This window comes from Halorubrum aethiopicum, assembly GCF_001542905.1.
Classification (GTDB): Archaea; Halobacteriota; Halobacteria; order Halobacteriales; family Haloferacaceae; genus Halorubrum; species Halorubrum aethiopicum.
In genome coordinates this window covers 807,804-829,698 of record NZ_LOAJ01000001.1, presented here as the reverse complement: position 1 = coordinate 829,698, position 21,895 = coordinate 807,804, and the positions used below count along the sequence as shown (strand labels likewise).

The 21,895-nt window shown below is 68.3% G+C and carries 19 protein-coding genes; 8 read left to right on the top strand and 11 right to left on the bottom strand.

Going from position 1 to position 21,895, the window contains the following annotated elements:
* The first annotated feature begins 2 nt into the window (after window positions 1–2).
* Window positions 3–989, top strand: a complete 987-nt coding sequence (locus AXA68_RS03975) for a tyrosine--tRNA ligase (protein ID WP_066413122.1) — start codon at window positions 3–5, stop codon at window positions 987–989.
* Between the two features lie 39 nt (window positions 990–1,028).
* Here AXA68_RS03975 and AXA68_RS03970 read toward each other — a convergent pair whose 3' ends face one another.
* From AXA68_RS03970 to AXA68_RS03960, 3 genes are all read right to left on the bottom strand, one after another.
* On the bottom strand, window positions 1,029–1,772 hold the full coding sequence (locus AXA68_RS03970; protein ID WP_066413119.1) for a topoisomerase DNA-binding C4 zinc finger domain-containing protein: 744 nt from the start codon (window positions 1,770–1,772) through the stop codon (window positions 1,029–1,031).
* A 66-nt stretch (window positions 1,773–1,838) separates the two neighbouring features.
* Entirely contained in the window at window positions 1,839–3,158 is a 1,320-nt protein-coding gene (locus AXA68_RS03965; protein WP_066413116.1) for an amidohydrolase, read from the bottom strand.
* A gap of 72 nt (window positions 3,159–3,230) precedes the next feature.
* Complete coding sequence (locus AXA68_RS03960) at window positions 3,231–4,514, bottom strand: MFS transporter (protein ID WP_066413104.1); 1,284 nt, start codon at window positions 4,512–4,514, stop codon at window positions 3,231–3,233.
* Window positions 4,515–4,696: 182 nt separating this feature from the next.
* Between AXA68_RS03960 and AXA68_RS03955 the strand changes: the two genes are divergently transcribed.
* Complete coding sequence (locus AXA68_RS03955; protein ID WP_066413101.1) at window positions 4,697–5,038, top strand: dihydroneopterin aldolase family protein; 342 nt, start codon at window positions 4,697–4,699, stop codon at window positions 5,036–5,038.
* A gap of 182 nt (window positions 5,039–5,220) precedes the next feature.
* Complete coding sequence (locus AXA68_RS03950) at window positions 5,221–6,453, top strand: aminotransferase-like domain-containing protein (protein WP_066413099.1); 1,233 nt, start codon at window positions 5,221–5,223, stop codon at window positions 6,451–6,453.
* A 42-nt stretch (window positions 6,454–6,495) separates the two neighbouring features.
* Here the strand turns inward: AXA68_RS03950 and AXA68_RS03945 are convergent, their stop codons facing one another.
* On the bottom strand, window positions 6,496–7,497 hold the full coding sequence (locus tag AXA68_RS03945) for a D-2-hydroxyacid dehydrogenase (protein ID WP_066413096.1): 1,002 nt from the start codon (window positions 7,495–7,497) through the stop codon (window positions 6,496–6,498).
* Between the two features lie 117 nt (window positions 7,498–7,614).
* Window positions 7,615–8,682, bottom strand: coding sequence for an ABC transporter ATP-binding protein (locus tag AXA68_RS03940; protein WP_066413093.1), 1,068 nt, complete (start codon window positions 8,680–8,682; stop codon window positions 7,615–7,617).
* Between the two features lie 360 nt (window positions 8,683–9,042).
* On the opposite strand from AXA68_RS03940, the gene AXA68_RS03935 reads away from it, so the two are divergent.
* The 4 genes from AXA68_RS03935 (at window position 9,043) to AXA68_RS03920 (ending at window position 12,564) form a co-directional block, all read left to right on the top strand.
* Complete coding sequence (locus AXA68_RS03935; protein ID WP_066413091.1) at window positions 9,043–10,077, top strand: ABC transporter substrate-binding protein; 1,035 nt, start codon at window positions 9,043–9,045, stop codon at window positions 10,075–10,077.
* Window positions 10,078–10,084: 7 nt separating this feature from the next.
* A complete protein-coding gene (locus AXA68_RS03930) occupies window positions 10,085–10,990 on the top strand; it encodes an ABC transporter permease (RefSeq protein ID WP_066413090.1) in 906 nt (301 codons plus the stop codon).
* Between the two features lie 3 nt (window positions 10,991–10,993).
* Window positions 10,994–11,863, top strand: coding sequence for an ABC transporter permease (locus AXA68_RS03925; RefSeq protein WP_066413087.1), 870 nt, complete (start codon window positions 10,994–10,996; stop codon window positions 11,861–11,863).
* A 203-nt stretch (window positions 11,864–12,066) separates the two neighbouring features.
* Window positions 12,067–12,564 (top strand): hypothetical protein, encoded by a 498-nt coding sequence (locus AXA68_RS03920; protein ID WP_066413084.1) that lies wholly within the window; start codon window positions 12,067–12,069, stop codon window positions 12,562–12,564.
* 33 nt (window positions 12,565–12,597) lie between these two features.
* On the opposite strand, the gene AXA68_RS03915 is transcribed toward AXA68_RS03920, so the two are convergent.
* The 6 genes from AXA68_RS03915 to AXA68_RS03890 all read right to left on the bottom strand — a co-directional run bounded on the left by AXA68_RS03915 (window position 12,598) and on the right by AXA68_RS03890 (window position 20,665).
* Window positions 12,598–13,965, bottom strand: coding sequence for an ABC transporter ATP-binding protein (locus AXA68_RS03915; protein WP_066413080.1), 1,368 nt, complete (start codon window positions 13,963–13,965; stop codon window positions 12,598–12,600).
* Window positions 13,962–15,080 carry an ABC transporter ATP-binding protein gene (locus tag AXA68_RS03910; RefSeq protein ID WP_066413078.1) on the bottom strand — a complete coding sequence of 373 codons (1,119 nt, stop codon included), beginning with the start codon at window positions 15,078–15,080 and terminating at the stop codon, window positions 13,962–13,964. Before AXA68_RS03910 ends, AXA68_RS03915 begins: the two co-directional genes overlap by 4 nt.
* A gap of 7 nt (window positions 15,081–15,087) precedes the next feature.
* Window positions 15,088–16,074, bottom strand: coding sequence for an ABC transporter permease (locus AXA68_RS03905; protein ID WP_066413076.1), 987 nt, complete (start codon window positions 16,072–16,074; stop codon window positions 15,088–15,090).
* Window positions 16,074–17,069, bottom strand: coding sequence for an ABC transporter permease (locus tag AXA68_RS03900; protein ID WP_269799185.1), 996 nt, complete (start codon window positions 17,067–17,069; stop codon window positions 16,074–16,076). The genes AXA68_RS03905 and AXA68_RS03900 overlap by 1 nt, the downstream gene beginning before the upstream one ends.
* Before the next feature lie 202 nt (window positions 17,070–17,271).
* Window positions 17,272–18,906, bottom strand: a complete 1,635-nt coding sequence (locus AXA68_RS03895) for an ABC transporter substrate-binding protein (RefSeq protein WP_066413072.1) — start codon at window positions 18,904–18,906, stop codon at window positions 17,272–17,274.
* Window positions 18,907–19,009: 103 nt separating this feature from the next.
* Window positions 19,010–20,665, bottom strand: a complete 1,656-nt coding sequence (locus tag AXA68_RS03890) for a GTPBP1 family GTP-binding protein (protein WP_066413069.1) — start codon at window positions 20,663–20,665, stop codon at window positions 19,010–19,012.
* 166 nt (window positions 20,666–20,831) lie between these two features.
* Here AXA68_RS03890 and AXA68_RS03885 point away from each other — a divergent pair, with 166 nt between their 5' ends.
* Window positions 20,832–21,677, top strand: a complete 846-nt coding sequence (locus AXA68_RS03885) for an HFX_2341 family transcriptional regulator domain-containing protein (protein ID WP_066413067.1) — start codon at window positions 20,832–20,834, stop codon at window positions 21,675–21,677.
* Window positions 21,678–21,895 lie beyond the last annotated feature (218 nt).

Below are 21,895 nucleotides of genomic sequence, written 5' to 3'. Positions count from 1 at the left end.
CCATGGACGCCCACGAGCGGATCACCCGGAACACGGCCGAGGTGGTCACCGAGGAGGAGATCGAGACGCTGGCCGACGACCCCGACGGGAAGCGGGCGTACGTCGGCTACGAGCCCTCCGGCGTTCTCCACATCGGTCACATGCTCACGGCGAACAAGCTGATCGACCTCCAGGAGGCCGGCTTCGAGGTCACCGTCCTGCTCGCGGACGTCCACGCGTACCTCAACGACAAGGGGTCGTTCGCGGAGATCCGAAGCACGGCGGAACGGATGCGCGACCAGTTCATCGCCTACGGGCTCGACGAGTCGAACACCCAGTTCGTGCTCGGCTCCGACTTCCAGCTCGACGAGGACTACACGCTCGATCTCCACGCGCTCGAACTGGAGACGACGCTCGCGCGCGCCGAACGCGCCATGGCCGACATCAAGTCCGGCGACTCCGTGAAGGTCTCACAGGCGGTCTACCCGCTGATGCAGGCGCTCGACATCCCGTACCTCGGCGTCGACCTGGCGGTCGGCGGGATGGAACAGCGGAAGGTCCACATGCTCGCGCGGGACGTGCTCCCGAGCATCGACCGCGAGCCGCCGACGAGCCTCCACACGCCGCTCATCGCCGACCTCGGCACCGGCGAGGGGAAGATGTCCTCCAGTACGGGCGTCACCATCTCGATGGAGGACTCCCGCGAGGCGATAGAGGAGAAGGTGAACAAGGCGTACTGCCCGCCGACGGCCGACCCCGAGCCGACCGAGGAGGGCGTCGAGCGCGAGAACCCCGTCCTCCAGGTGTTCGAGTACCACGTCTTCCCCCGGTTCGAGACGGTCGTCGTCGAACGCCCCGAGGAGTACGGCGGCGACCTCGAGTACGCGGAGTACGAGGCCCTCGAGGCCGACCTCGAGGCCGGCGAGCTCCACCCGGCGGACGCCAAGGGCGCGCTCGCGGCGTACCTCGACCGGCTCGTCGCCCCGGGTCGCGAGCAGCTGGCCGAGTAGCCGCGACGACGACCGCGGCCGCCGTCGAGTCCCCCGTACTCAGCTCCCGCGACCGACCGGACAGGTCCCATCGAGACAGCGTCGTCCAGTGGCGGTCTCGAACGTCGGCAGCCCGCAGTCGCACTCGTCGACGGCGACGCCCGACGGGATCGAGAGGGTCGTCTCGCAGTCGGGATCGTTCTCGCAGGCGAGGTAGACGCGTCCGGGCGCGTACCGGACCCGGAGGTCGCCCTCGCAGTCCGGACACTCCCAGACGCGGTCGAACCGGTCGCGGACCGCCTCGAACAGCGGGTCACACGACGGGTCCACACAGAGGTGGAACGCCTCGCCGCGCTCGACGCGGATCTTCGGCAGCCCGCACGCCTCACAGGTCGCGTCGGTGACGCTCGCCCCGGCGGGCAGTCCCCAGCGGCGCTCGCAGTCGAGACAGACCACGTCGCCGCGCGAGCGCACGAGCGACCCGCCGTCGTCGGGACAGGTCCCGACCGGGATCCCGGCCTCGGTGACCGGGAGCGCCCGGCTGGCGGTCGCGGCCTCGGCGACGACGCGGAGCCGCCGGGATCCGTCCCGCGCCGTGACCGTGAAGCCCGCCCCGTCGCCCTCGACGACCACCGACTCCGGACGGGTGAGCCAGGCGACGGGCTGGTAGCCGTCGGCGTCGTGGACGAGCGTGGTGTTGTCGGGCTTGATCAGGACGACGACGCGACCGCGGTGCGTGCGGGTCCGGTCGCCGCGTTCGGTCACCCGACAGTCGCCGGCGAGGACGCGAAGGCGTGCTGGCATGCGCGGTCTGGCCGCGGCATGCGTCTTAAGCGGTCGGCGACGGGGCGGTGGCGGCGCGTCGGCGGCTCACGAGCCGTCCTCGACCCGCGAGACGAGGTCGCTCGCGGCCGCGGCGGCGCGAGCCTGGACCGCGTCGGCGTCGAGCGTCAGGACCTCCCGGTCGCGCATGAGGACGCGGCCGTCACAGACGGTGTGGCGCACGTCGCTCCCGCGGACCGCGTACGCGAGGTGCGAGACCGGGTCGTGAACCGGCGTCAGGTGCGGCCGATCGAGGTCGACGACGGCGAGGTCGGCCGCCTCCCCCGCGGCGATCCGGCCGCCGGGAAGCCCGAGCGCGTCCGCGCCGCCCGCGGTCGCCATCTCCACGACGGCCTCGGCGGGCACCGCGCTCGCGTCGTCCGCGGCGAGTTTGCCCACCATCGCGGCGTCGCGCATCTCGTCGAAGAGGTCGAGGTCGTTGTTCGAGGCCGCCCCGTCCGTGCCGAGCGCGACGGTGACGCCCGCCTCGCGCAGGCGCTGGACCGGTGCGGTCCCGCTCGCGAGCTTCATGTTCGAGGCCGGACAGTGGACGGCCGCGGTCCCCGTCTCCGCAAGCAGGTCGATCTCCGCGTCGTCGACGTGGACGCAGTGGGCGAGGAAGTTCCCCTCGCCGAGCGCGCCGAGGTCGTCGGCGTACGCGAGGGGTCGCTCGCCGCGCTCCTCGACGATGGGGTCGACCTCCTCGCGCGTCTCGTTGGCGTGGAGGTGGACGGGGATTCCCCGATCGGCGGCGCGTTCGATCCCCTCGCGGAGGTACTCCTCGCCGACCGTCGTCAGCGAGTGGGGCATGAACGCGGTCCGTACCCGGCCGTCCGCCGCGCCGTCGAGGTCGGCGGCGACGGCGAGGCTCTCCTCGACGTCCGCGACCGCTTCCTCCTCCCCCTTCCCGACCGTGACGACGCCGTGGCCGAGGCGTGCGCGCACGCCAGCGCGGTCGACCACGTCGGCGACGCGGTCGGTCGCGAAGTACATGTCCGCGAAGGCGGTCGTTCCGGACCGGATCATCTCTAAGACCCCTAACTCGGCCCCGACCTCGATGTCGTCGTCGGTGAGTTCGGCCTCCGCGGGCCAGACGTCCTCGCGGAGCCACGCGTCGAGCGGCTTGTCGTCCGCGTAGCCGCGCAGCAGCGTCATCGAGACGTGGGTGTGCGCGTTGACCAGTCCGGGGATCACCAGTCCGTCCGTCGCGTCGAGGGTCTCAGCGTCGTCGTCGACGTGTTCGGCGACCGTCTCGTCTCCCCCGACGGCGAGGACCGTCCCCGCCTCGCGGTCGACGACGACGTCGCCCTCGCGCACGCGACCGTCGGGGTGGAGGACCCGTCCGCCCGTGATACACAGCGTGTCCATGCGGGTCGGTTCCGCGCCGCGGGCCTAACCCCTTCCGTTCGTCGTCGAGGCTCGGTCGTCGTCGAACCCTGCCTACTCCGCGTCGACGACCGAGTACAACGCGAGGGCGACGACCGCGCCCGCCGCCGGGATCAGGGCCAGGAGCAGGAACGTCCGCGCGACGCTGGTGAGATCGAGGAGGATGCCGGCGAGCGCCGCGCCGGCCGCGCCGATGCCGAAGTTGGCGAGGTAGGTGTAGCCGTACGAGAGCCCGCGGCCGTCCGGCGGGCTGTAGACGGCGATGGCGGCCTGGTACAGCGGCTGGATCGCGAAGAGGACGAAGCCGAAGACGGCGCTGATCGCGACGAGCGGCCAGAGCCCGGCCTCGGCGACGGGGATGAACGCCGCGGCGAGGACGACGAGCGCGCCGAAGACCGCCGCCAACCCCGCCGACACCGGGATCCGGTCGGTGAGCTTCCCGCCGACGTACTGGCCGGCGATCCCGACCGTCAACAGCCCCGCGTAGAGGTAGGAGGCGAGATCGAACTCCTCGGCCATCGGGCTGTCGGGCGCGAAGAGCCCGATGCCCGAGACGTCCGGGAGGTACCCCCCGAGCACGTCCGGCAGGAACGTGAGCACGCCGCGGTAGAACACCCCGTTCATGAGGACGACCGCCATCGCCAGCGTGAACCCGAGGGTGAAGAGCGCCCGGCTGTCGGCGAGGAACCCGGCCAGGGAGTCGGGACCGCCGGACCGGTCGTCGCCCGCGGTCCCATCACCGTCGGCTCCGCTTCCCTCGTCGTTCCCGCCGACGTCGACGGCGGCCATCTCGTCGAACTCGGCGGTCAGCGCGTACGCGACGGCGAGCACGGCCGGCACGACGAGCAGCGCGGAGACGAGCCGCCAGTCGAAGACGATGAGCAGCGAGGCGGTGACGAGCGGCCCGAACGCGATCCCCAGGTTGCCGGCCATCCCGTGGTAGGCGAAGCCGGTGCCGCTCTCGGAGACGCCCGTCGAGATCAGCGAGAGTGACGCCGGGTGGTGGACGCTCGCGAAGACGCCCCACAGCGCGAGCGCGAGCGCGATGGTCGCCGTCCCCTGGGCGGCGCTCAGGAGGAGGAAGGACGCGCCCATTCCCGCCAGCCCGATCAGCACCATCGACTTCGTGCTGTAGCGGTCGGCGAGGATGCCGCTCGGGAGCGCCCCGATCCCGAAGAGCGCGTAGCCGACGGCGACGATGGTGCCGATCGTCGCGGTCGTCACGGAGAACTCCGAGAGCCAGATCACGACGAGGATCGGGATCGAGAGCTCGTAGGTGTGGACGATCGCGTGGGACACCATCGTGAACGCCACGATCGACCGGCCGTTCTCGTTCATTCACGTCCACGACGCTCGGCCGGTGGGTAAAGCGTATCGAAGGCGGCGGGGGACGCGGGAACCGAAGCCGGCGGGAGATGCGGGAACCGAAGCCGGCGAGGGACGCGAGCCCCCGCACCGAACCGCCCCCGACGACGCGGCGGCTCCGAAGCTTCTTACGCCGACGGACCGCGCCTTCGACCATGGCCACCGACGCCCAGCAGGCGTGTTTCGAGGCGGGTATCAAGTTCGGCTCGCTGTACCACCAGTTCGCGGGGACGCCCGTGAGCCCGGCGAGCACGCGGAGCCTGGAGGCCGCCATGGCGGAGGCGATCGAGAACCAGCCGTTCTGTGAGTCGGTGGACGTGACGATCCACGACGACCGCGTCGCCGACGCGATCGACCACGCGAACGGCTACACCGAGCTGACCGGCTCGCTCATGGACGTCGAGATGCGGATCGACTACGAGGGCGTCGTCGTCGACACCCGGATGGAGATGGTCGACGGCTACCCGCTCATGGAGCTGGCCTCGGTGAGGGAGTGACCCGAGGTCGGTCCGGATCCCTCGGGGGACACGCTCCCCCGTGACCTCGTTCGCGTTCGTCCGGAACGGAACGCAGTATCCCGAACGATCAACACACTATATTGTCAATATGTGGTTGATCATTCGAGTTTTCCGGACAGTAGGTTTATGATATTGAAGCCTCAGTCGGTAGACGATACCGAATGAACGGATCCGAATCGGACGATCTCGATCACCTGTTCAGCGAGACGGTCCGGGAGACCATGGACGGCTCCGTCTACGGCGCGTGGCGGTCGATCCGGGACGCGGACGCCGTCCCGCTGAGCTTCGGCTTTCCGTACCCCGACTCGTTCCCGAACGGGGAGCTGGTCTCGGCGGCCGAGTCCCTCTTCGAGTACGAGGGCGACTGCGCGCTCCAGTACGGCGGCGGCGAGTACGCCGACGCGCTCCCGGAGGTGATCGCCGAGCAGGCCCGCGACCGCGGGATCGACTGTACGACCTCGCAGATCCACGTGACGAACGGCGCGACGAACGCGATCGACACGGTGTGTCAGACCTTCCTCGACGCCGGCGACACGGTGTTCGTCGAGGCACCCACGTTCATGGGGGCGTTGCGGCTGTTCCGCAACTACGGGGTCGACATCGAGGGCTGTGAGATGGACACGGAGGGCCTCGACGTCGCGGCGCTCGAAGCGGAGCTCGCCGCCCGCGAGGCGGCCGGAGAGCCGCTCCCCAAGCTGCTGTACACGATCCCCAACTTCCACAATCCGACCGGGGTGACGCTGTCCGCGGACCGCCGGAAGCGACTCTGCGAGCTGGCGGAGACGTACGACTTCCTGGTTCTCGAGGACGACCCGTACGGCCAGCTCCGGTACGACGGGGCGGAGCCGCCGCCGATCAGGGCGCTGGACGAGAGCAGGCGGGCGGTCCGGGTCAACACGTTCTCGAAGACGATCGCGCCGGGCGTCCGGACCGGCTGGGTCATCGCGGAGGAGTCGTTCGTCGAGCAGTTCGATCGGGTCAACGCGGGCGGAGAGCCGAGCTACACCCGCGGGCTCATCGCCCGCTACGCCGAGGACGGCCGGCTCGACCGAGCCATCGAGGAGCTGTGTGCCGGGTACAGCGAGCGTCGTGACCGGATGCTCGAGAGCCTCGCGGAGCGGATGCCGCCGGGGACGTGGTGGAGCGAGCCCGAGGGAGGGTTCTTCGTCTGGGTGGAGTTCCCCGAGGGCGTCGACGCGGAGGCGATGCTTCCGGACGCCATCGACGCGGGCGTGACGTACCTTCCGGGCTCGTTCTTCTACCCCGACGACGGGGGGACGCGCAACGCCCGGATCTCGTTCAGCCACGCCTCGCCCGCCGAGATAGACGAGGGGATCGCGGCGCTCGCGAGCGCGGTCCGTGCGGAGACGTCGGCGATCGAGGCGGACGACTGAACCGGCCGGAGGAGACTCGTCCGGAGGCGGGGGCGGACGACCTCAGACGACCCGGTTCCGGAGGTTCTCGAGCTCCCCATCGACGTACCGTTCGTAGTTCTCCTCGAACAGTTCGCCGATCCGGTCCGCGTACTTCGGGGTGGTTCCCGCCATGTGGGGCGTGATCACCGCGTTCGGCAGGTCCCAGAGCGGCGACTCCGGCGGGAGCGGCTCCTCCTCGAAGACGTCGAGTGCCGCCCCGCGGATCCGGTTCTGTTGGAGCGCGGTCTCGAGCGCGGACTCCTCGACCACCTCGCCGCGCGCGACGTTCACGAGGACCGCGTCCGACCGCATCGACATGAACTCCTCGGCGCCGATCAGGCCGCGCGTCGCCTCGACAAGCGGGCAGGCGAGGACGACGTAGTCGGAGCGGGCGAGAACGTCCGGGAGCCCGGAGGGCGGATACGCCTCGTCGACGACATCCGGGGCGGTCTCGGGGGTCCGTTTCGTGCCGATCACCTCCACGTCGAACGCCGACGCCAGCTCCGCGACGCGCGTGCCGATCGCGCCGACGCCGACGATCCCGAGGGTCTTCCCGCGGAGCTCGCCCGCGGAGTAGCGCCGCCAGATCCCGTCGCGCTCCTGTTGGCGGATCCCCCTGTGGATCCGGCGCTCGAAGACGAGCAGGTAGCCGAGCACCTGTTCAGCGATCGGGTTCGCCGCGACGCCCGCGGCGTTCGTCACCGCGATCCCCCGGTCCGCGAGCCCGTCGAGGTCGTAGGAGTCGACCCCGGAGTTGAGCGTCTGGATCCAGTCGGGCGCGGCCCCCTCGGGAAGGTCATCGCCGACCGGCCGGACAGTCAAGACGACGTCCGCGTCGCCGATCGTCGCGCCGGACTCCGCGGCGGTCGTCGCCGTCCGGATCCGGTCCGTCGACGGGAGCGCCGCGTCGATCCGGGAGCGCAGTTCTCGGACGAAATCGGTGCCGAAGACGGCCGGGACGCTGTGATGGACCAGCACGTCCGTTTCGGCGGCGTCGGCCGTCGAATCGACGCTCCCTCTCATGTGGGGTCGGCACGTCGGTGCTCGGGATCGATACGTCCGTTCGCGGGCCCGAGGCGGTCCGCCGGGTCGATCGGGTTCGCCGCCGACCCCTCGACCGCGGGCGCTCGGTCGGGAAGGCTACTTCGCATACACGCTCATCGCGTCGGCGTTGAGATCGACGGAGACCTTCTCGGAGTCGGGGAGGTCCGAACGACCCTGGACGGCGACGTCGAGGTCGGGCAGCGAGTCGTCGTCGGGCTCGATCACCAGATTGGTCCGCTCGCCGTGGAAGAAGCGGTTGACGATCGTGCCGTCTATCGTGCCGGCACCCGACTCCACGAGGTCGACCTCCTCGGGCCGGATGGACGCGACCACGTCGCCTTTCAGGGCGGAGTCCCCGAGATCGATCGTCATCTCGGTTTCGGCGTCGAGCTGGAGCCGCGGCGGGTGCGTCGTGTTCTCGACGACGCCCTCGAGGAGGTTCGTGTCGCCGATGAAGTCGGCGACGAACGCGGTCGCCGGCTCGCGGTAGATCTCCTTCGGCGTGCCGATCTGTTCGATCCGGCCGTCGTTCATCACGGCGAGGCGGTCGGACATGCTCATCGCCACGTCCTGGTCGTGTGTCACGTAGAAGAACGTGCTCTCGACGCGGTCGTGGATCTCCTGGAGCTCGACTTGCATCTGTTGGCGCAGCTTCCGGTCGAGACTCGAGAGCGGCTCGTCGAGAAGGAGGATGTCGGGTTCGTTCACCAGCGCACGCGCGATCGCCACGCGCTGTTGTTGTCCGCCCGAGAGGTCCTGCGGTTTGCGGTCCTTGTATCCCGACAGGTCCACGATGTCGAGGTACTTCTCGATGAGCCGTTCGCGCTCGCCGGCGTTGACGCCGTCCTTCTTCAATCCGTAGCCCACGTTCTCCGCGACCGTCATGTGGGGGAAAAGCGAGAGGCTCTGGAACACGAGGTTCGTGTTCCGCTTGTTCGGCGGGCGGTGAACGACGTCCTCGCCCTCGATGCGGATCGAGCCGTCGGTCGGGGTCTCGAAGCCGCTTATCATCCGCAGGGTGGTCGTCTTCCCGCAGCCGGACGGGCCGAGAAGCGAGAAGAACTCGCCGCGCTGGAGGTCGATGTCGATCCCGTCGACCGCGGTCGTGTCGCCGAACTCCTTGCGGACGCCGTCGAGCTGTACCGCCGTCATTGATGTCGTCATATCGCGACCGAAGACGCGGGCGATACTTAACTTTTTGTCCAGTGAAGACGATTATATTCGAGAGAACATATACCTTAATCACATAAAATATGATATTCCACAAAATATAGCTCCAAAAGACTCTGTACGATCATCGCATCTCTGATCGGTGCGGAGAGGAGCCGAGGAGCCAGTCAAGAATAACACGATCGTTACCCGTATTCGGGAAAATATGAAAACATCGATATCATATAAGGCTGATTCCCCGATGAACATGTCTTTTGTAGAGCAGATTTATTACATATGAGTAGCAGTCGATTCACGACGATGGTAGACAGACGGCAATTCATCAAGGCGGCAGGCGCGACCGGCGTTACGGGTATGGCGGGCCTGTCAGGGTGTATGGGCGGCGGCGGCGGAACGACGGTGTCGATCCTCACGTGGACGGGATACGACGCGGTCAACGACCAGGTGGAAGAAACGCTCGATGACGTGTCACTCGAGATCTCGGTGGCGGACGGCTCCGCGAACATGTTCTCCACCGTGAACGCGGGTGGCGGCGAGGAGTACGACATCGTCATCCCGAACAACGAGTACGTCCCGCGGTTCATCGACGCGGACCTCGCGGCGCCGGTGAACACGGACGTGATGACGAACTTCGACTCGCTGTATCCCACGTTCCAGAGCGCGGCCGAGGGCCAGTTCTCGGACGGGGGAGAGATGTACGGGGTCCCCGTCCAGTTCGGGTGGTACGCGTACGGCTACGACAGCTCGGTGCTCCCCGAGGACCACGACCACTCCTACGACGTGCTCTTCAGCGAGGAGGTCGAGGGCGTCGACCTCACCGGTTCCATCACGCTGTACGACGGCTACTACAAGTCGATCATGGCGACGGGGCTCGCGCTCGGCTACACCGACGCGTTCGAGGGCGACACCGTGTCGTTCACCGACGAGCAGCTCACGAACATCGAGGAGACGCTGATCGACTTCAAGCCGAACCTCCTCGGGTTCATCCACGACGAGGAGACGCTCACGCAGGACTACCAGAACGGGAACATCATCGTCTCGTTCGCGAACCGGAGCACGCACGTGGGGATCATGAACGACGTCGACAGCGTGGAGTTCTCCCAGCCGGCAGAAGAGGAGCTCACCTGGTTCGAGGGGGCCGTCGTCACCTCCGGCTCCTCGAACAAGGAGGCCGCCTTCCGGGTGTTGAACGAGTACATCTCCCCCGAGACCGGCGCGGCGCTCTCGGAGAACCGGAACATCATGAACACCTCACAGGCCGCGATGGACAACATCGAGGCGGAGGCGCTCCAGATCGAGCCGGGCGTGCTGGAGGGAATGATCCCGTTCAAGCCCGCAGAGCAGGACGACGCGTGGATCGAGATGTTCGAACGGGTCAAGAACGCGTGAGAACGAGATGAGCACCATCCAAGATCTCGGCGACGCGTTCGAACGGCGGGGAAAGCGGGCGAAGCTCGCGCTCATGGTGGGACCGGGAGTCGGATGGCTGCTCACGCTGATACTGGTCCCGACGGCGTTCCTCGTGATGGTGAGCTTCGCGGAGGTCAGCAGCTCCTACGACGTCGTGTGGTCATTCTCGGTGTCGAACTATCGCGAGCTCTTCGTCGGGGAGAGCGGCTTCCTCCAGACGCCGTTCGTCGACTCCTTTTTCCTCTCTCTGCGCATCGCCGGGGCCACCACGTTCCTGACGGTCGTCCTCGCGTATCCGGTCGCGTACCTGCTCACGCGGCTCTCGGGACGGCGGTTCAAGGTCGTGTTGTTCGCGGTGCTGGTGCCCTTCTTCACCATCTTCATCGTGCGCATCTACTCCTGGCTCTCGCTTTTCGGCAGCCAGGGACTGATCAACTCGGCGCTGCTCGCGACGCCGCTGGTCTCCGAGCCGCTCGGGATCTTCGAGTACGGGATCGTGGCGGTGATCATCTCGCTCACGCACGCCTTCTTCCCGTACATGCTGTTGACGCTGTACTCGAGTCTCGAGGGGATCGACTACGGCGTCATCGAGGCGTCGCGGGACCTCGGGGCGACGCGGCTGGAGATCGCGAAGGACATCGTGGTCCCGCTGTCGGCACAGGGGCTGATCACCGGCTGCGTCTTCGTGTTCGTCCCGGCGCTCGGGACGTTCATCACGCCGCAGTTCCTCGCGCGCGGGAAGTTCCTCATGATCGCCGAGGTGCTCACGGCCAGAATCAACGAGCTGTACGCCATCAACTACGGTGCGGCGGGGTCGCTGTTCCTCATCATCCCGACCCTGATCGCGTTCGCGATCGTGATGCGTACCACCAGCCTGGAGGCGATGGGGTGACCCATGGCGGACAGTGAAGGACACGGTCGGCTGTCGCGGCTCGTCGGCGAGCCCGGACTGACGGGGACCGTCTCCGTCGACCGGGTCGTGAGCGCGGTCGCCGACTACGGCATGTGGGCGCTGACGATCGGGATCATCGCCTTCCTCTGGCTCCCGCTCTCGCAGATAATCGCGCTCTCGTTCATGGAGAACTCGGCGGTGCTGTTCCCGTTCGAGGGGGTCACCCTCGACAACTACGTCAGCCTGTTCACCAACGAGGGGCTGCTGGCGGCGGCCAGACAGAGCGCGTTCGTGGCGACGGTATCCGCCCTGGTCGCGACGGTGATCGGCGTCCCGCTCGGGTTCGCCATCGCCCGCCACGAGTTCCGCGGCAGGGGGATGCTCAGGGGGCTCGTCATCGTCCCGCTCCTGATGCCCGGGATCATCATGGGGATCTCGCTTCTTATCCTGTTCCGCGTGATCGGGCTCTCGCCCGGCTTCTTCGGGACGGTGCTCGCTCACTCGGTGTACGGGCTGCCGTTCATCGTGCTTCCCGTGGTCGCCAGGCTCGCCGTGTTCGACCGCAAGCTCGAGGAGGGCGCGCGCGACCTCGGCGCGGACGGCCGGAGCGTGCTGAAAGACGTCACCCTCCCGATCATCTCGCCCGCGATCGCCGCGGGCTTCGTGTTCGCCTGGCTCCGCTCGTTCGAGGACTTCATCCGGGTCTTCTTCGTCGGCGGAACCATGGACGCGCTCACCAAGGAGATGTACGGCATGGTGGTGTACTCGCAGGGGACGGAGGCGATGGACCCGATGGCGACCCTGATCGTCGTGGTCGTCGCCTCCGCGCTGGCCGTCGCGATCAACTTCCGGGACATCCTCGAGTACGTCTAGCCGTCCGTTTCCACGCGGTCTCTTTTCCGTCTCGGCCGAACCGGATCGCCTCCGGTCGAGCGCGTTCGACGGCGACCGACGACGACCGCCCGAAACGGTTTAGCGCCCCGGAGCGTGAGAGGGAGACGAACGGAGCGGAGTCGACGACCGGCCGAGGAACGGGCCTCGGCCGGGGACTGACGCCGATCGCCGCGAACAGAGAGATGGTCCAACGACGCCACGACGACTCGACCGACAGGACGGGTTTCGACGACACGAAGAACTACCTCAGCGACGCGCTCGGGCGGGTCGTTCCCGACCGGCTCGCCCGCCGCGCGGTCACACTCGCGGTCGAGACCGACCGGACGGAGTACGCGCGCGGCGACCCGGTCGAGATCACCGTCCGGCTTCGGAACCGGCTGCCGGTGCCGGTCGAACTCGAGACGACCACCCGTCGGCAGTGGGGGTGGCGCGTCGACGGCGTCCTCGAGGCGACGGACGAGAGACGCTACGTCAGGGCGGACTCGGGGACCGTCGGGTTCCGCGCGGGCGAGACGAGAGTCGCGACGGCCACGTGGAACGGCCGCTTCAGGCGCGAAGGCGGGACGGGACTCGACCGGTCGGTCCCTGCCGACCGGGGCGAACACACGATCTCCGCGTTCCTCGCCGTCGCGGACCCTGAGCCGCACCACGAGGACTCGACGCGGATACGGATCCGGTGAGACGGGAGGATCGCGTTCGACCCGGCGGCGCGTTCAGTCGTCGGCCTCGCCGACGCCGACGCTCCCGGAGACCGCCGCGCCGGCGGACGACTCGAGCTCCGTCTCCTCGCCGGCCGCGACCGCCTCGTCGCGGGCGAGGTGACAGGCGGTGTAGTGGCGCCCCTCGCCGTGTTCCGGCGGCACCTCGTAGGCGGGCTCCTCGGTCGCACAGACGCTGCGATCGGCGAACGACTCGGTCAGCAGCCGCTCCGCCTCCGCCCACTCCCCGGCGTCGACGTGGCCGATCGCCTCGTCGACGAGGGTGCCGGCCTCCCCGTCGGGCTCCGCGTCGTCGAAGTAGCGCCGACGGATCTCCGCGCGGTCCGTCGTCTCGAAGGACCGCCGTTTCACCGCGCGCTGGAACTCGACGACGCGCCGCCACTCGCGGTCGCTCATCTCGTACTCCTCGGGCCGTATCAGCGAGGGACACCGCGTCCGGAACCGACAGCCGGAGGGCGGATCGATCGGCGAGGGAACGTCGCCCGTGAGCAGCGCGGTCCGTCCCTCGCTTCGGGGGTCCGGAACCGGGATCGCGTCGAGCAGCGCCCGCGTGTACGGGTGTTTCGGGTTCTCGAACAGCTCCTCTTTGTCCGCGATCTCGACCAGCTGACCGAGGTACATGACCGCGACGCGGTCGGAGATGTGCCGGATCACGCTCAGGTCGTGTGCGATGAACAGGTAGGTGAGGTCGAACTCCTCCTGGAGCTCCCGCATCGTGTTGAGCACCTGCGCCTGAATGGAGACGTCGAGCGCGGACACCGGCTCGTCACAGACGATGAAGTCGGGGTTCACCGACAGCGCGCGCGCGAGGTTCACCCGCTGGCGCTGACCGCCCGAGAACGCGTGGGGGTAGCGGTTGTAGTGTTGCGGGTCGAGACCGACCTTCTCCAACAGCTCCTTGGCGCGTTCCTCGCGGCCCTCCTCGTCGAGCATGCCGTGCGCCTTCATCGGCTCCTCGACGATGGGACCGACCTTCATCCGCGGGTCGAGCGAGGACTGCGGGTCCTGGAAGATCATCTGCATGTCCTTGCGCTTCCGGCGGAGCGGCTCGCCGGAGAGCGTCGCCAGGTCCTCTCCCTTGAAGTAGACGCTCCCCGAGGTGGGTTCGAGCAGGCGGAGCACCGTCCGAGCGAGCGTCGACTTCCCGCAGCCGGACTCGCCGACGAGCCCGAGCGTCTCCCCCTTCTTGATGTCGAAACTGACCGACTCGACGGCGCGAACGTCCCCGCGCCGTCGTTTCACGAAGGGGAACTCGCGGTCGAAGGTCACGCCCCCGAGCATGCCGCCCTCCTCGGAGAAGTACTTACACAGGTCCCGAACCTCGAGGAGCGGGTCGTCGCCGCCCTCGTCGAGTCCGCTCATTTCTCACCCCCCGTCTCGGTGAGTCCGGCGTCGAACCCGCCGGCCGTGTCGGTCTCGATCGGTCGGCTCTCACCGTACCCCACGTCGAACGCGTCGTACTTCACGCACGCCGCGGAGTGCATTGGCTCGCCCTCCTCGGCGAGGTCGCGCGGCTCGGGGTGGACCTCGCGACACACCTCCCGCGCGTCGGGACACCGGGAGTGGAACCGACAGCCGGAGGGCGGGTCGATCGCCTCGGGCATCACCCCCTCGATCGGGTCCAGCTCGTGGACCGTCTCGTCCGGCCGCGGCATCGAGTCGAGAAGCGCCTTCGTGTACGGGTGTTTCGTGTCGTAAAACAGGTCGTCGACGGTCGCGTGTTCGATGATCTCCCCGAGGTACATGACGTTCACGCGGTCGCAGATCTCCGCGACGACGCTCATGTCGTGTGTGACCCAGATGAACGAGGTGTCGTACTTCTCCTGGAGCTCCTTCACCATCTCGAGGATCTGCCCCTCGACGGTGACGTCGAGGGCGGTCGTCGGCTCGTCGGCGATTATCAGGTCCGGCTGACACGCGAGCGCCATCGCGATGAGGACGCGCTGGCGCATGCCGCCGGAGAACTGGTGGGGGTACTCGTCGTAGCGCGACTCCGGCGCGGGGATCCCGACCTCCCGGAGCATGTCTATCGCCTCCGCTTTCGCCTCCTCCTCCGAGAGGTCCCGGTTGAGTTCGATGAACTCCCGGAGCTGGCCGCCGACGGTGAAGACGGGGTTGAGAGACTCCATCGGGTCCTGAAAGATGATCGCGATCTCCCGCCCGCGGATCTCCCGACGCATCTCCTCCTCGGTGAGCATGTCGTCTCGGGGACGGAGCTCGCCGTTTCCGTCCTCCTCGAGGCCGAAGAGGGTCCGCCCCTTGAAGGTGATCTCGCCGTCGACGATCTCGCCCGGGCTCTCGACGAGCCGGAGGAGACTCGAGGTCGCGACCGACTTGCCGGCCCCGGACTCGCCGACGAGGCCGACGATCTCGCCCTCGTGGACGTCAAAGGAGATCCCGTCGACCGCCCGAACGGTTCCGTCTTCGGTGAAGAACTGCGTCTTGAGGTTCTCGACGCTGAGTAGTGGTTCGCTCATGTGGATATCAGTTGTTGATCCGCGGATCGAGTGCGTCCTGGAGCCCGTCACCCAGAATGTTGAACCCGACGACGGTCACCAGGATGGCGATGCCGGGCCAGAGGCTGAACGTCGGTGCCGGAAGCATGTAGCCGCGCGAGGCCGAGAGCATCTGGCCCCACGAGGGGGTCGGCGGCTGCGCGCCGAACCCGAGGAACGAGAGCCCGGCGACGATGAGGATGCTCACTCCGACCTGGAGCGTCGCCTGAACGAGCACCGGCGCGAAGCTGTTGGGAATGACGTGTCTGAGGATGATGTTCCGGTCTTTCACCCCCGCCGCGCGGGCGGCCTCGATGTAGTCCTCCTCGCGGATCGAGACGACCCGCGACCGGATCAGCCGGTTGAACACGGGGATCGCCGTGATCCCGACGCCGATCATCGCGAACGTGAGGTCACGCCCGAAGGCGGTCATGAACGCGATGACCAACACGAGAAACGGGATCGCGTAGATCGTCTCCGTGACCCGCTGAAGCACGTCGTCGATCCAGCCGCCGTAGTAGCCGGAGACCGCGCCGACGAGCGTGCCGCCGGAGAGCCCGATCGCGGTCGCCATGAACCCGACGGTCATCGCGACGCGGGTCCCGTAGATCACGCGCGCGAGCAGGTCCCGGCCGCGGTGGTCGGTGCCGAGCGGGTGCTCGAGTACCCCCTGACCGAACTGGTTCTCCATGCCGACCGGCGGCAGCAGGCGCTCTACCCGCTCCGGGTCGGTCTCGGGGTTGTACAACACCGCCTCGGCGACCGCGTAGTCGAGCAGGTAGTAGTCGACCGCGGCGAAGGCCGCGACGAACGTCATGAAGCCGACGATGTAGATCCCGATGCGCGCGGTCGTGTCGCGCCGCACCTCCCTCAGCGTGTACCGGAGCCCGACGCGGGTCTCGACCCCCTCACCGCCGTCCCCGTCCCCGTCGCCGTCCGGTACGTCGTCGTCCGAAGTTGCGCTGTTGATCGACATCAGTCTTCACCGTAGGTGACCCGCGGGTCGAGGTAGCTGTACGTGACGTCCGTGATGATCACGCCGATCACGTACACGAACCCGAACACGAGCGTCGTCCCCATGATCAGTTCGTAGTCCTGATTGTTGATCGCCGTGATGATCAGCCGGCCCATCCCCTGTATCTCGAAGACGGTCTCCGTGAGGACGGCCCCGCCGAGCGCCGTCGACAGCCCGAGGCCGATTATCGTGATCACGGGGAGCTGTGCGACCTGAAAGGCGTGTTTGCGCACGATGGTCGACTCGGGGACGCCGTACGCCCGCGCGAGCGTGACGTACTCGCCCTGAAGGGAGTCGACCATCGAGGAGCGCTCGATCCGCGTGATCTGCGCCATCTGGAGCGTTCCCAGCGAGATCATCGGCAGGAAGAGGTGATGGGCCGCCTGGCGTATCACCTCCCACTGGGTCGAGGCACCCCGAACGTCGGCCGGGTTCGCCCACGGGAGGACGAGTCCGCGCGCGGGGAACCAGCCGAGGTGGAACGCGAAGACGATGATCAACACGAGCCCGATCCAGAACGACGGGGTCGAGACGCCGATCAGCGAGACGAACCGGGAGACGTGGTCCGCCGGCTCGTTCCGCCGCTTCGCCGAGATCACGCCGAGCGGGATCGCCGTGACGATCGCGAACGCGAACGCCGACAGCATGAGCAGAAGCGTCACCGGCAGCCGCAACATGATCATCTCGAGCACCGGCCGGTCGTAGTAGATGCTGAGCCCGAGGTCCCCCGTGGCCACGCCGGCGAGGTACGTCAGGTACCGCTCGTGGATCGGGCGGTCGAGGCCGTACCGGGCGCGTATCGCCTCGACCTGCTCTTGAGCCGGGGTGGGGCCCAGCATGATCTCGACCGGATCGCCGGGGATCTGGTTCGCGAGAAAGAACGTGATCGTCACGATACCGATGAGTACGGGTATCGCCTGTGCGAGCCGCCAGAGTGTGTACCGAAGTAGACTCACTGTCGTGGGTTCCTCGTTGTGGTCGATCCAGTTTGTCGCTGTCGCTTGTCCGTTTCGCCCGAGTCGACGCGGTTACGCCGACGATCGCGGGGGCGTCCGAACGCGTCCGCGAACCGCGCGGGAGGTTCGCGCTCGTTTCGCGGACGATCGCGTTCGTCCCGCGAAGGTCCGGCGGAACGCCTCCGCCGTTCGCCCGATCAGTTCACCGCGAGACCGAGACGCCCTCGATCTGGATCTCGCTCGAGATGGGGTGTGCGCTGAAGCCCTCGACGGCGCTGCGGACGCCGTAGGAGTTGTTCAGGTTGTACGCCGGGAGGTGGACCCGCCCCTCGAGGAGCGTCGTCGTCGCGTCGACGTAGAGCTGCCGGCGCTCCTCGCGGTCGGCGGACTCGCGGGCCTGCGTCAGCATCTCGGAGGCCTCGTCGTAGCCGTGGAAGGTCCCGTTGGTCACGCCGTCCGCCTCCTGGCTCAGGAGGTTGTACGCGAACGCGTCCGGGTCCGGGGCACCGGACCACCCGAGCGTGTACATGTTGTAGTCGTCCTCGCTATTGGGACCGTCGTCGCTCTGGTAGGTCTCGGTGAACGTTCCCCAGTCGAGCCGCTGGACCTGGACGTTCTCGAAACCGGCGTTCTGGAGGCCGTCGCCGATCGAGATGCCGATCTGTTCGCGCATGTCGTCCGGCGGGACGATGATCCGCCAGTCGTAGTCCATCGGGACGCCGGCCTCCTCGAACAGCGCCTGCGCCTCCTCGACGTCCTGTCCGTGCGGGATCTCGGACCACTCGTCGACGGGGAAGTCCCACTCCTCGGAGATGGACGACGGGTAGGGGCTGTACTGTCGCACCCCGGACGGCTCGACGAAGTTCTCGATCGCCTGGTCCATCGAGAAGCAGTAGTCGACCGCCTCCCTGACGAGGGGGTCGCTCGTCGGACCGTCGGCGCAGTTGAACGCGAGGTAGAAGTAGCCGACCCCGGGTTCCTGGGTGATGCTTGCGTTCTCGTTGCTCTCGACGGTCTCGTACAGCTGCGGCGGGATCGTCTCGATGATGTCGACGTTGCCCGTCTCCAGTTCGGTGACCCGCGTCGTCTGCTCTTCGATCGGATCGAACTCGATCCGCGCGATCTCCGGGAGGTTGTCGCCGTCCCAGTAGTCGTCCCACCGCTCGACGGTCGCGTAGTTCTCCGGCTCCCACTCGACGAGCTGGTAGGGCCCCGAGCCGACGGGGTCCTGGTTGTACGCCTCGGTGTCCTCCTGACGGACGGAGGCGTTGACGACGCTGCGGACCATGGCGATGGTGAACGCGCCGTACGGGTACGAGAGGTCGAACTGCGCGGTGTGTTCGTCGATCGCCTCCGCGCTGTCGATCATGTTGACCTCCGGGGCGTTCTCCGTCTGCTCCTCGACGGGGGCCGTCATCGTGTGGATGACGTCCTCCGCGGTGACGGGGTCGCCGTTCTGGAACTCGGCGTCCTCACGGATCGGGACGATGAATCGCGTGCCGTCCCGCTCGACGGTCGGCATCTCGGCGGCGATCTTCGGTTGAATGCCGACGCCGTCGCCGTACTCGTAGATCCCGTCGAAGATCTGGCCCGTGATCTGGGCGGAGGGCACGTCGTTCATCACGACCGGGTCCATGTCGAGTGGACCTTTCACCTGCGCGAAATACAGCGTCGAGCCGTCACCACCGCTTCCGTCGTCGCTTCCGCCGTCACCGCTTCCGTCTCCGCCGCCACCGCCGGCACAGCCGGCGAGGAGGACCGACGTCGAGAGGGCGGTTCCGCTCGCGAGGAGCCGTCTGCGGCTCAGATTTCGTCGTGGTGTATCGTTGCGGGGCATACGACCGAACTCATAGTAGGGAAAACATAAATGTTGTTGATCGTTTCGTAAGGATCCGCCGGGCTCACGGGAGGATCCTCAATTATCACGTCGGCGTTGGATATTATTCTTGTGAATCAGCTCCCGACGGCTCCTCCGGGTTCACGTCGCGAACGGTTCCGACACCCTTGCTCGATCCCTCGCGGAAGACGAAGCGCTGACCCTCCTCGATCAGGTACGGGCGGAACTTGAATCGCACCCGAGTTCGGCCGGTGTCGCCCGGCAGAAGCCGTCCCTCCTCGGGCGCGAACGCGGCCGCCTCCGAGACGGTCTCGACGTGGACGACCGGCTCGTACCCCTCGCGGATCCGCGTCGGGTGGTTGAGCACCATCACCTCCGCGTCGAACTCGCGGACCGGCTCGGGGTCGGCGTCGCGGGGCACGAGGGCCATCCCGCGTTCGATCTCCGCCTCGTCGACGCCCTTCAACGCGATCCCGACGATCCGGCCGGCCTTCGCCTTGTCGACGCGGTGGTAGTGCATCTCGATCGACCGGACCTCCACCTCGCGGAAGGAGCCGTCCGCCATCGGGCCGAGGAGGAGCTCGTCGCCCGCCTCGACGGTGCCGGAGTTGACCGTTCCGGAGGCGACCGCGCCGACGCCCGTCACCTTGTAGCTGCGGTCGACGTACATCCGGAACGTCCCGCGTTCCGGCGTCGCGCGCTTCGGTAGCGCCTCGAACAGCCGGTCGAGCGTGTCGACGCCCTCCTTCGTCACCGCGCTGGTCCGGACCACGGGGACGACCCCGTCGCCCACCTCCGCGACCGCGACGTCGACGCCGTGACGGTCGAGCAAGAGCGGGGTCTGGCCGGCGTCCCGGAGCGTCGACTCCACCTCGCGTTCGACCGCGGCGAGCCGCTCGTCGCTCACGGCGTCCGCCTTCGTGATCGCGACGATCGTCGGGAGTTCGGTCGCGAGCAGGATCCCGAGGTGCTCGCGGGTCGTCGCCGTCGGGCCGTCGTCGGCCGCGACGACGAGCAGGCCGTAGTCGAGCTTCTGGCCGACCAGTCCGCGGATCGTCGTGTGGAGCCACGGCTCGTGGCCCACGGTGTCGACGAACGAGACCAGCCGGTCCGCCTCCTCGACGATCCGCGCGCGGTCCGACTTCCGGTGGGGGTTGTCCATCCGGACCGCGTCGTCCGCGTCGTCGGCGAAGCCGTACACCGCGTACGAGAGGTCCGCGGAGAGGCCGCGCTCGACCTCGTGGGGCTGGACGTCGAGGAAGCCGCGCGTGCCGCCCTGGCCGTCGTCGGCCCGGCCGGTGACGAGCGTTCCGACGAGGGTCGATTTCCCGTGGTCGACGTGGCCCGCCGTCCCGACCACGAGGTGGTCGTCGTCGGCCTCGAACATCCCGCCCTCGCGGACGGTCGCGAGCCCGACGAGCCCCGCGGCGTCGCCGTCGCCGTCGGCTCCGGCGCTCCACGTCTCCACGTCGGCGATGTGGGCGTCCGCCTCCTCGGCGAGCAGCGAGAGCACGTCCATCGTCTCGGAGAAGGCCTCCGGCGGGACCCCCGCGAGCCCGCCGTCGTCGGTGACGCCGAGGACGTACGTCGCCTCGCCGTCGCCGGAGAGCACCCGGTGGCGGAGCTGTGCCACGAGCGATTCCATGCGGCCGTCGGCCAGGTGGACCTCGCGAGTGAGCCGTTCCTTGAACTCGATCGCCCCGCCGTCGCGCTCGCCGCGCTCGATGGCCCGCCGTAACGCGGACCGGTCAGCGCTCATGGAGGTTCGTAAGCGACAGCCGGGCTTAACGGTTTTCGTGGTAGCCGTCCCCACGTCACGTGATCGGTACGGAGCGCTCCGGAGACCGGACGACCCGCTCGCGACGGGTCGGAACCGTACGGTGGCGTACGCAGGGGTTTAACCCGTCCCCGCGGGGAGGGGAGGCATGGACACAACGGTCCCACGGGTTTCCGAACGGCGCGTCCACGTCGCGCCGCTCGGCCACGAACACGACCGGATCGTCGAGCCCCTCCGCAGCCACGGCGCGGACGTGGCGTACCTGCTCGCGGACGCGCCCGACCGCGACGCCGACCGCGGCACCGTCGACTTCGAGGCCGCCGCCGCCGGTCCGGACGGGAGCCGCGTCGACGTGGACCGGCTGACCGACTACCAGCGCGACGCGTGGGCGGAGATCGCCGAGTTCGCCGCGGTCCGCGCGTTGCCCGTGGAGCTCGCGGACGTGTACGACGTGCTCGGCGTGACGACCACCGTCGCCGCCCGCCACGACGCGGGCGAGCCCGACGGCGACCGGCTGTTCGCCAACGTCTCGACGGGCCCGCGGATCGCCGCGGTCGGCGTCGCCATCGCGTGTATGGTCGTCGGCGCGCGGCCCTACAGCGTCGAGCCCGAGGTCCACCGCCACGACGTGACGGAGACGCCGCTCACCGCCGGCGTCGCGGCGACCGTCGACCTGCCGATCTATCCGATGGACGCGCCGACGACGGACCAGGTCGCGGTGCTCGGGCGGCTCCGCGAGCGGGCCGACCGGAACGTGACGACGGACAAGTGGAACCTGATCCAGTGGGCCCGCGAGCGCGACCTCTCGTTCCTGCGCGAGGCCGGCGAGAGCCGGACCGCGAAGTACCGCGCGCTGGAGACGCACGTCCTCTCGCCGCTCCGCGACCGCGGCTACGTCGAACTGGAGGACGTCGGGCGGTCGGACACGGTCCGCCTCACGGAGATCGGGCGGCGCGTCTTCTTCGCGTTCCAGCACAAGCTCGAGGAGTCCTGAGACCGTCGCCGGCTCGATCGGAGGCGGGGCCACGAACCGTCGCGGATCTCTCGGAGACGGATCGACGAACCGTCACGATCCCGCTGTCGCGATCCCGCGTGTCGTGCGGACTGTACGGTTCGTCCGGACTGTCGATGGCTAACGTAGAACGGTCGACCGGGCGTCGGTGTAGATGCGTGACGCCCCGTCGGGCGGGCGCGGCATCCGCCCGCCCTCCC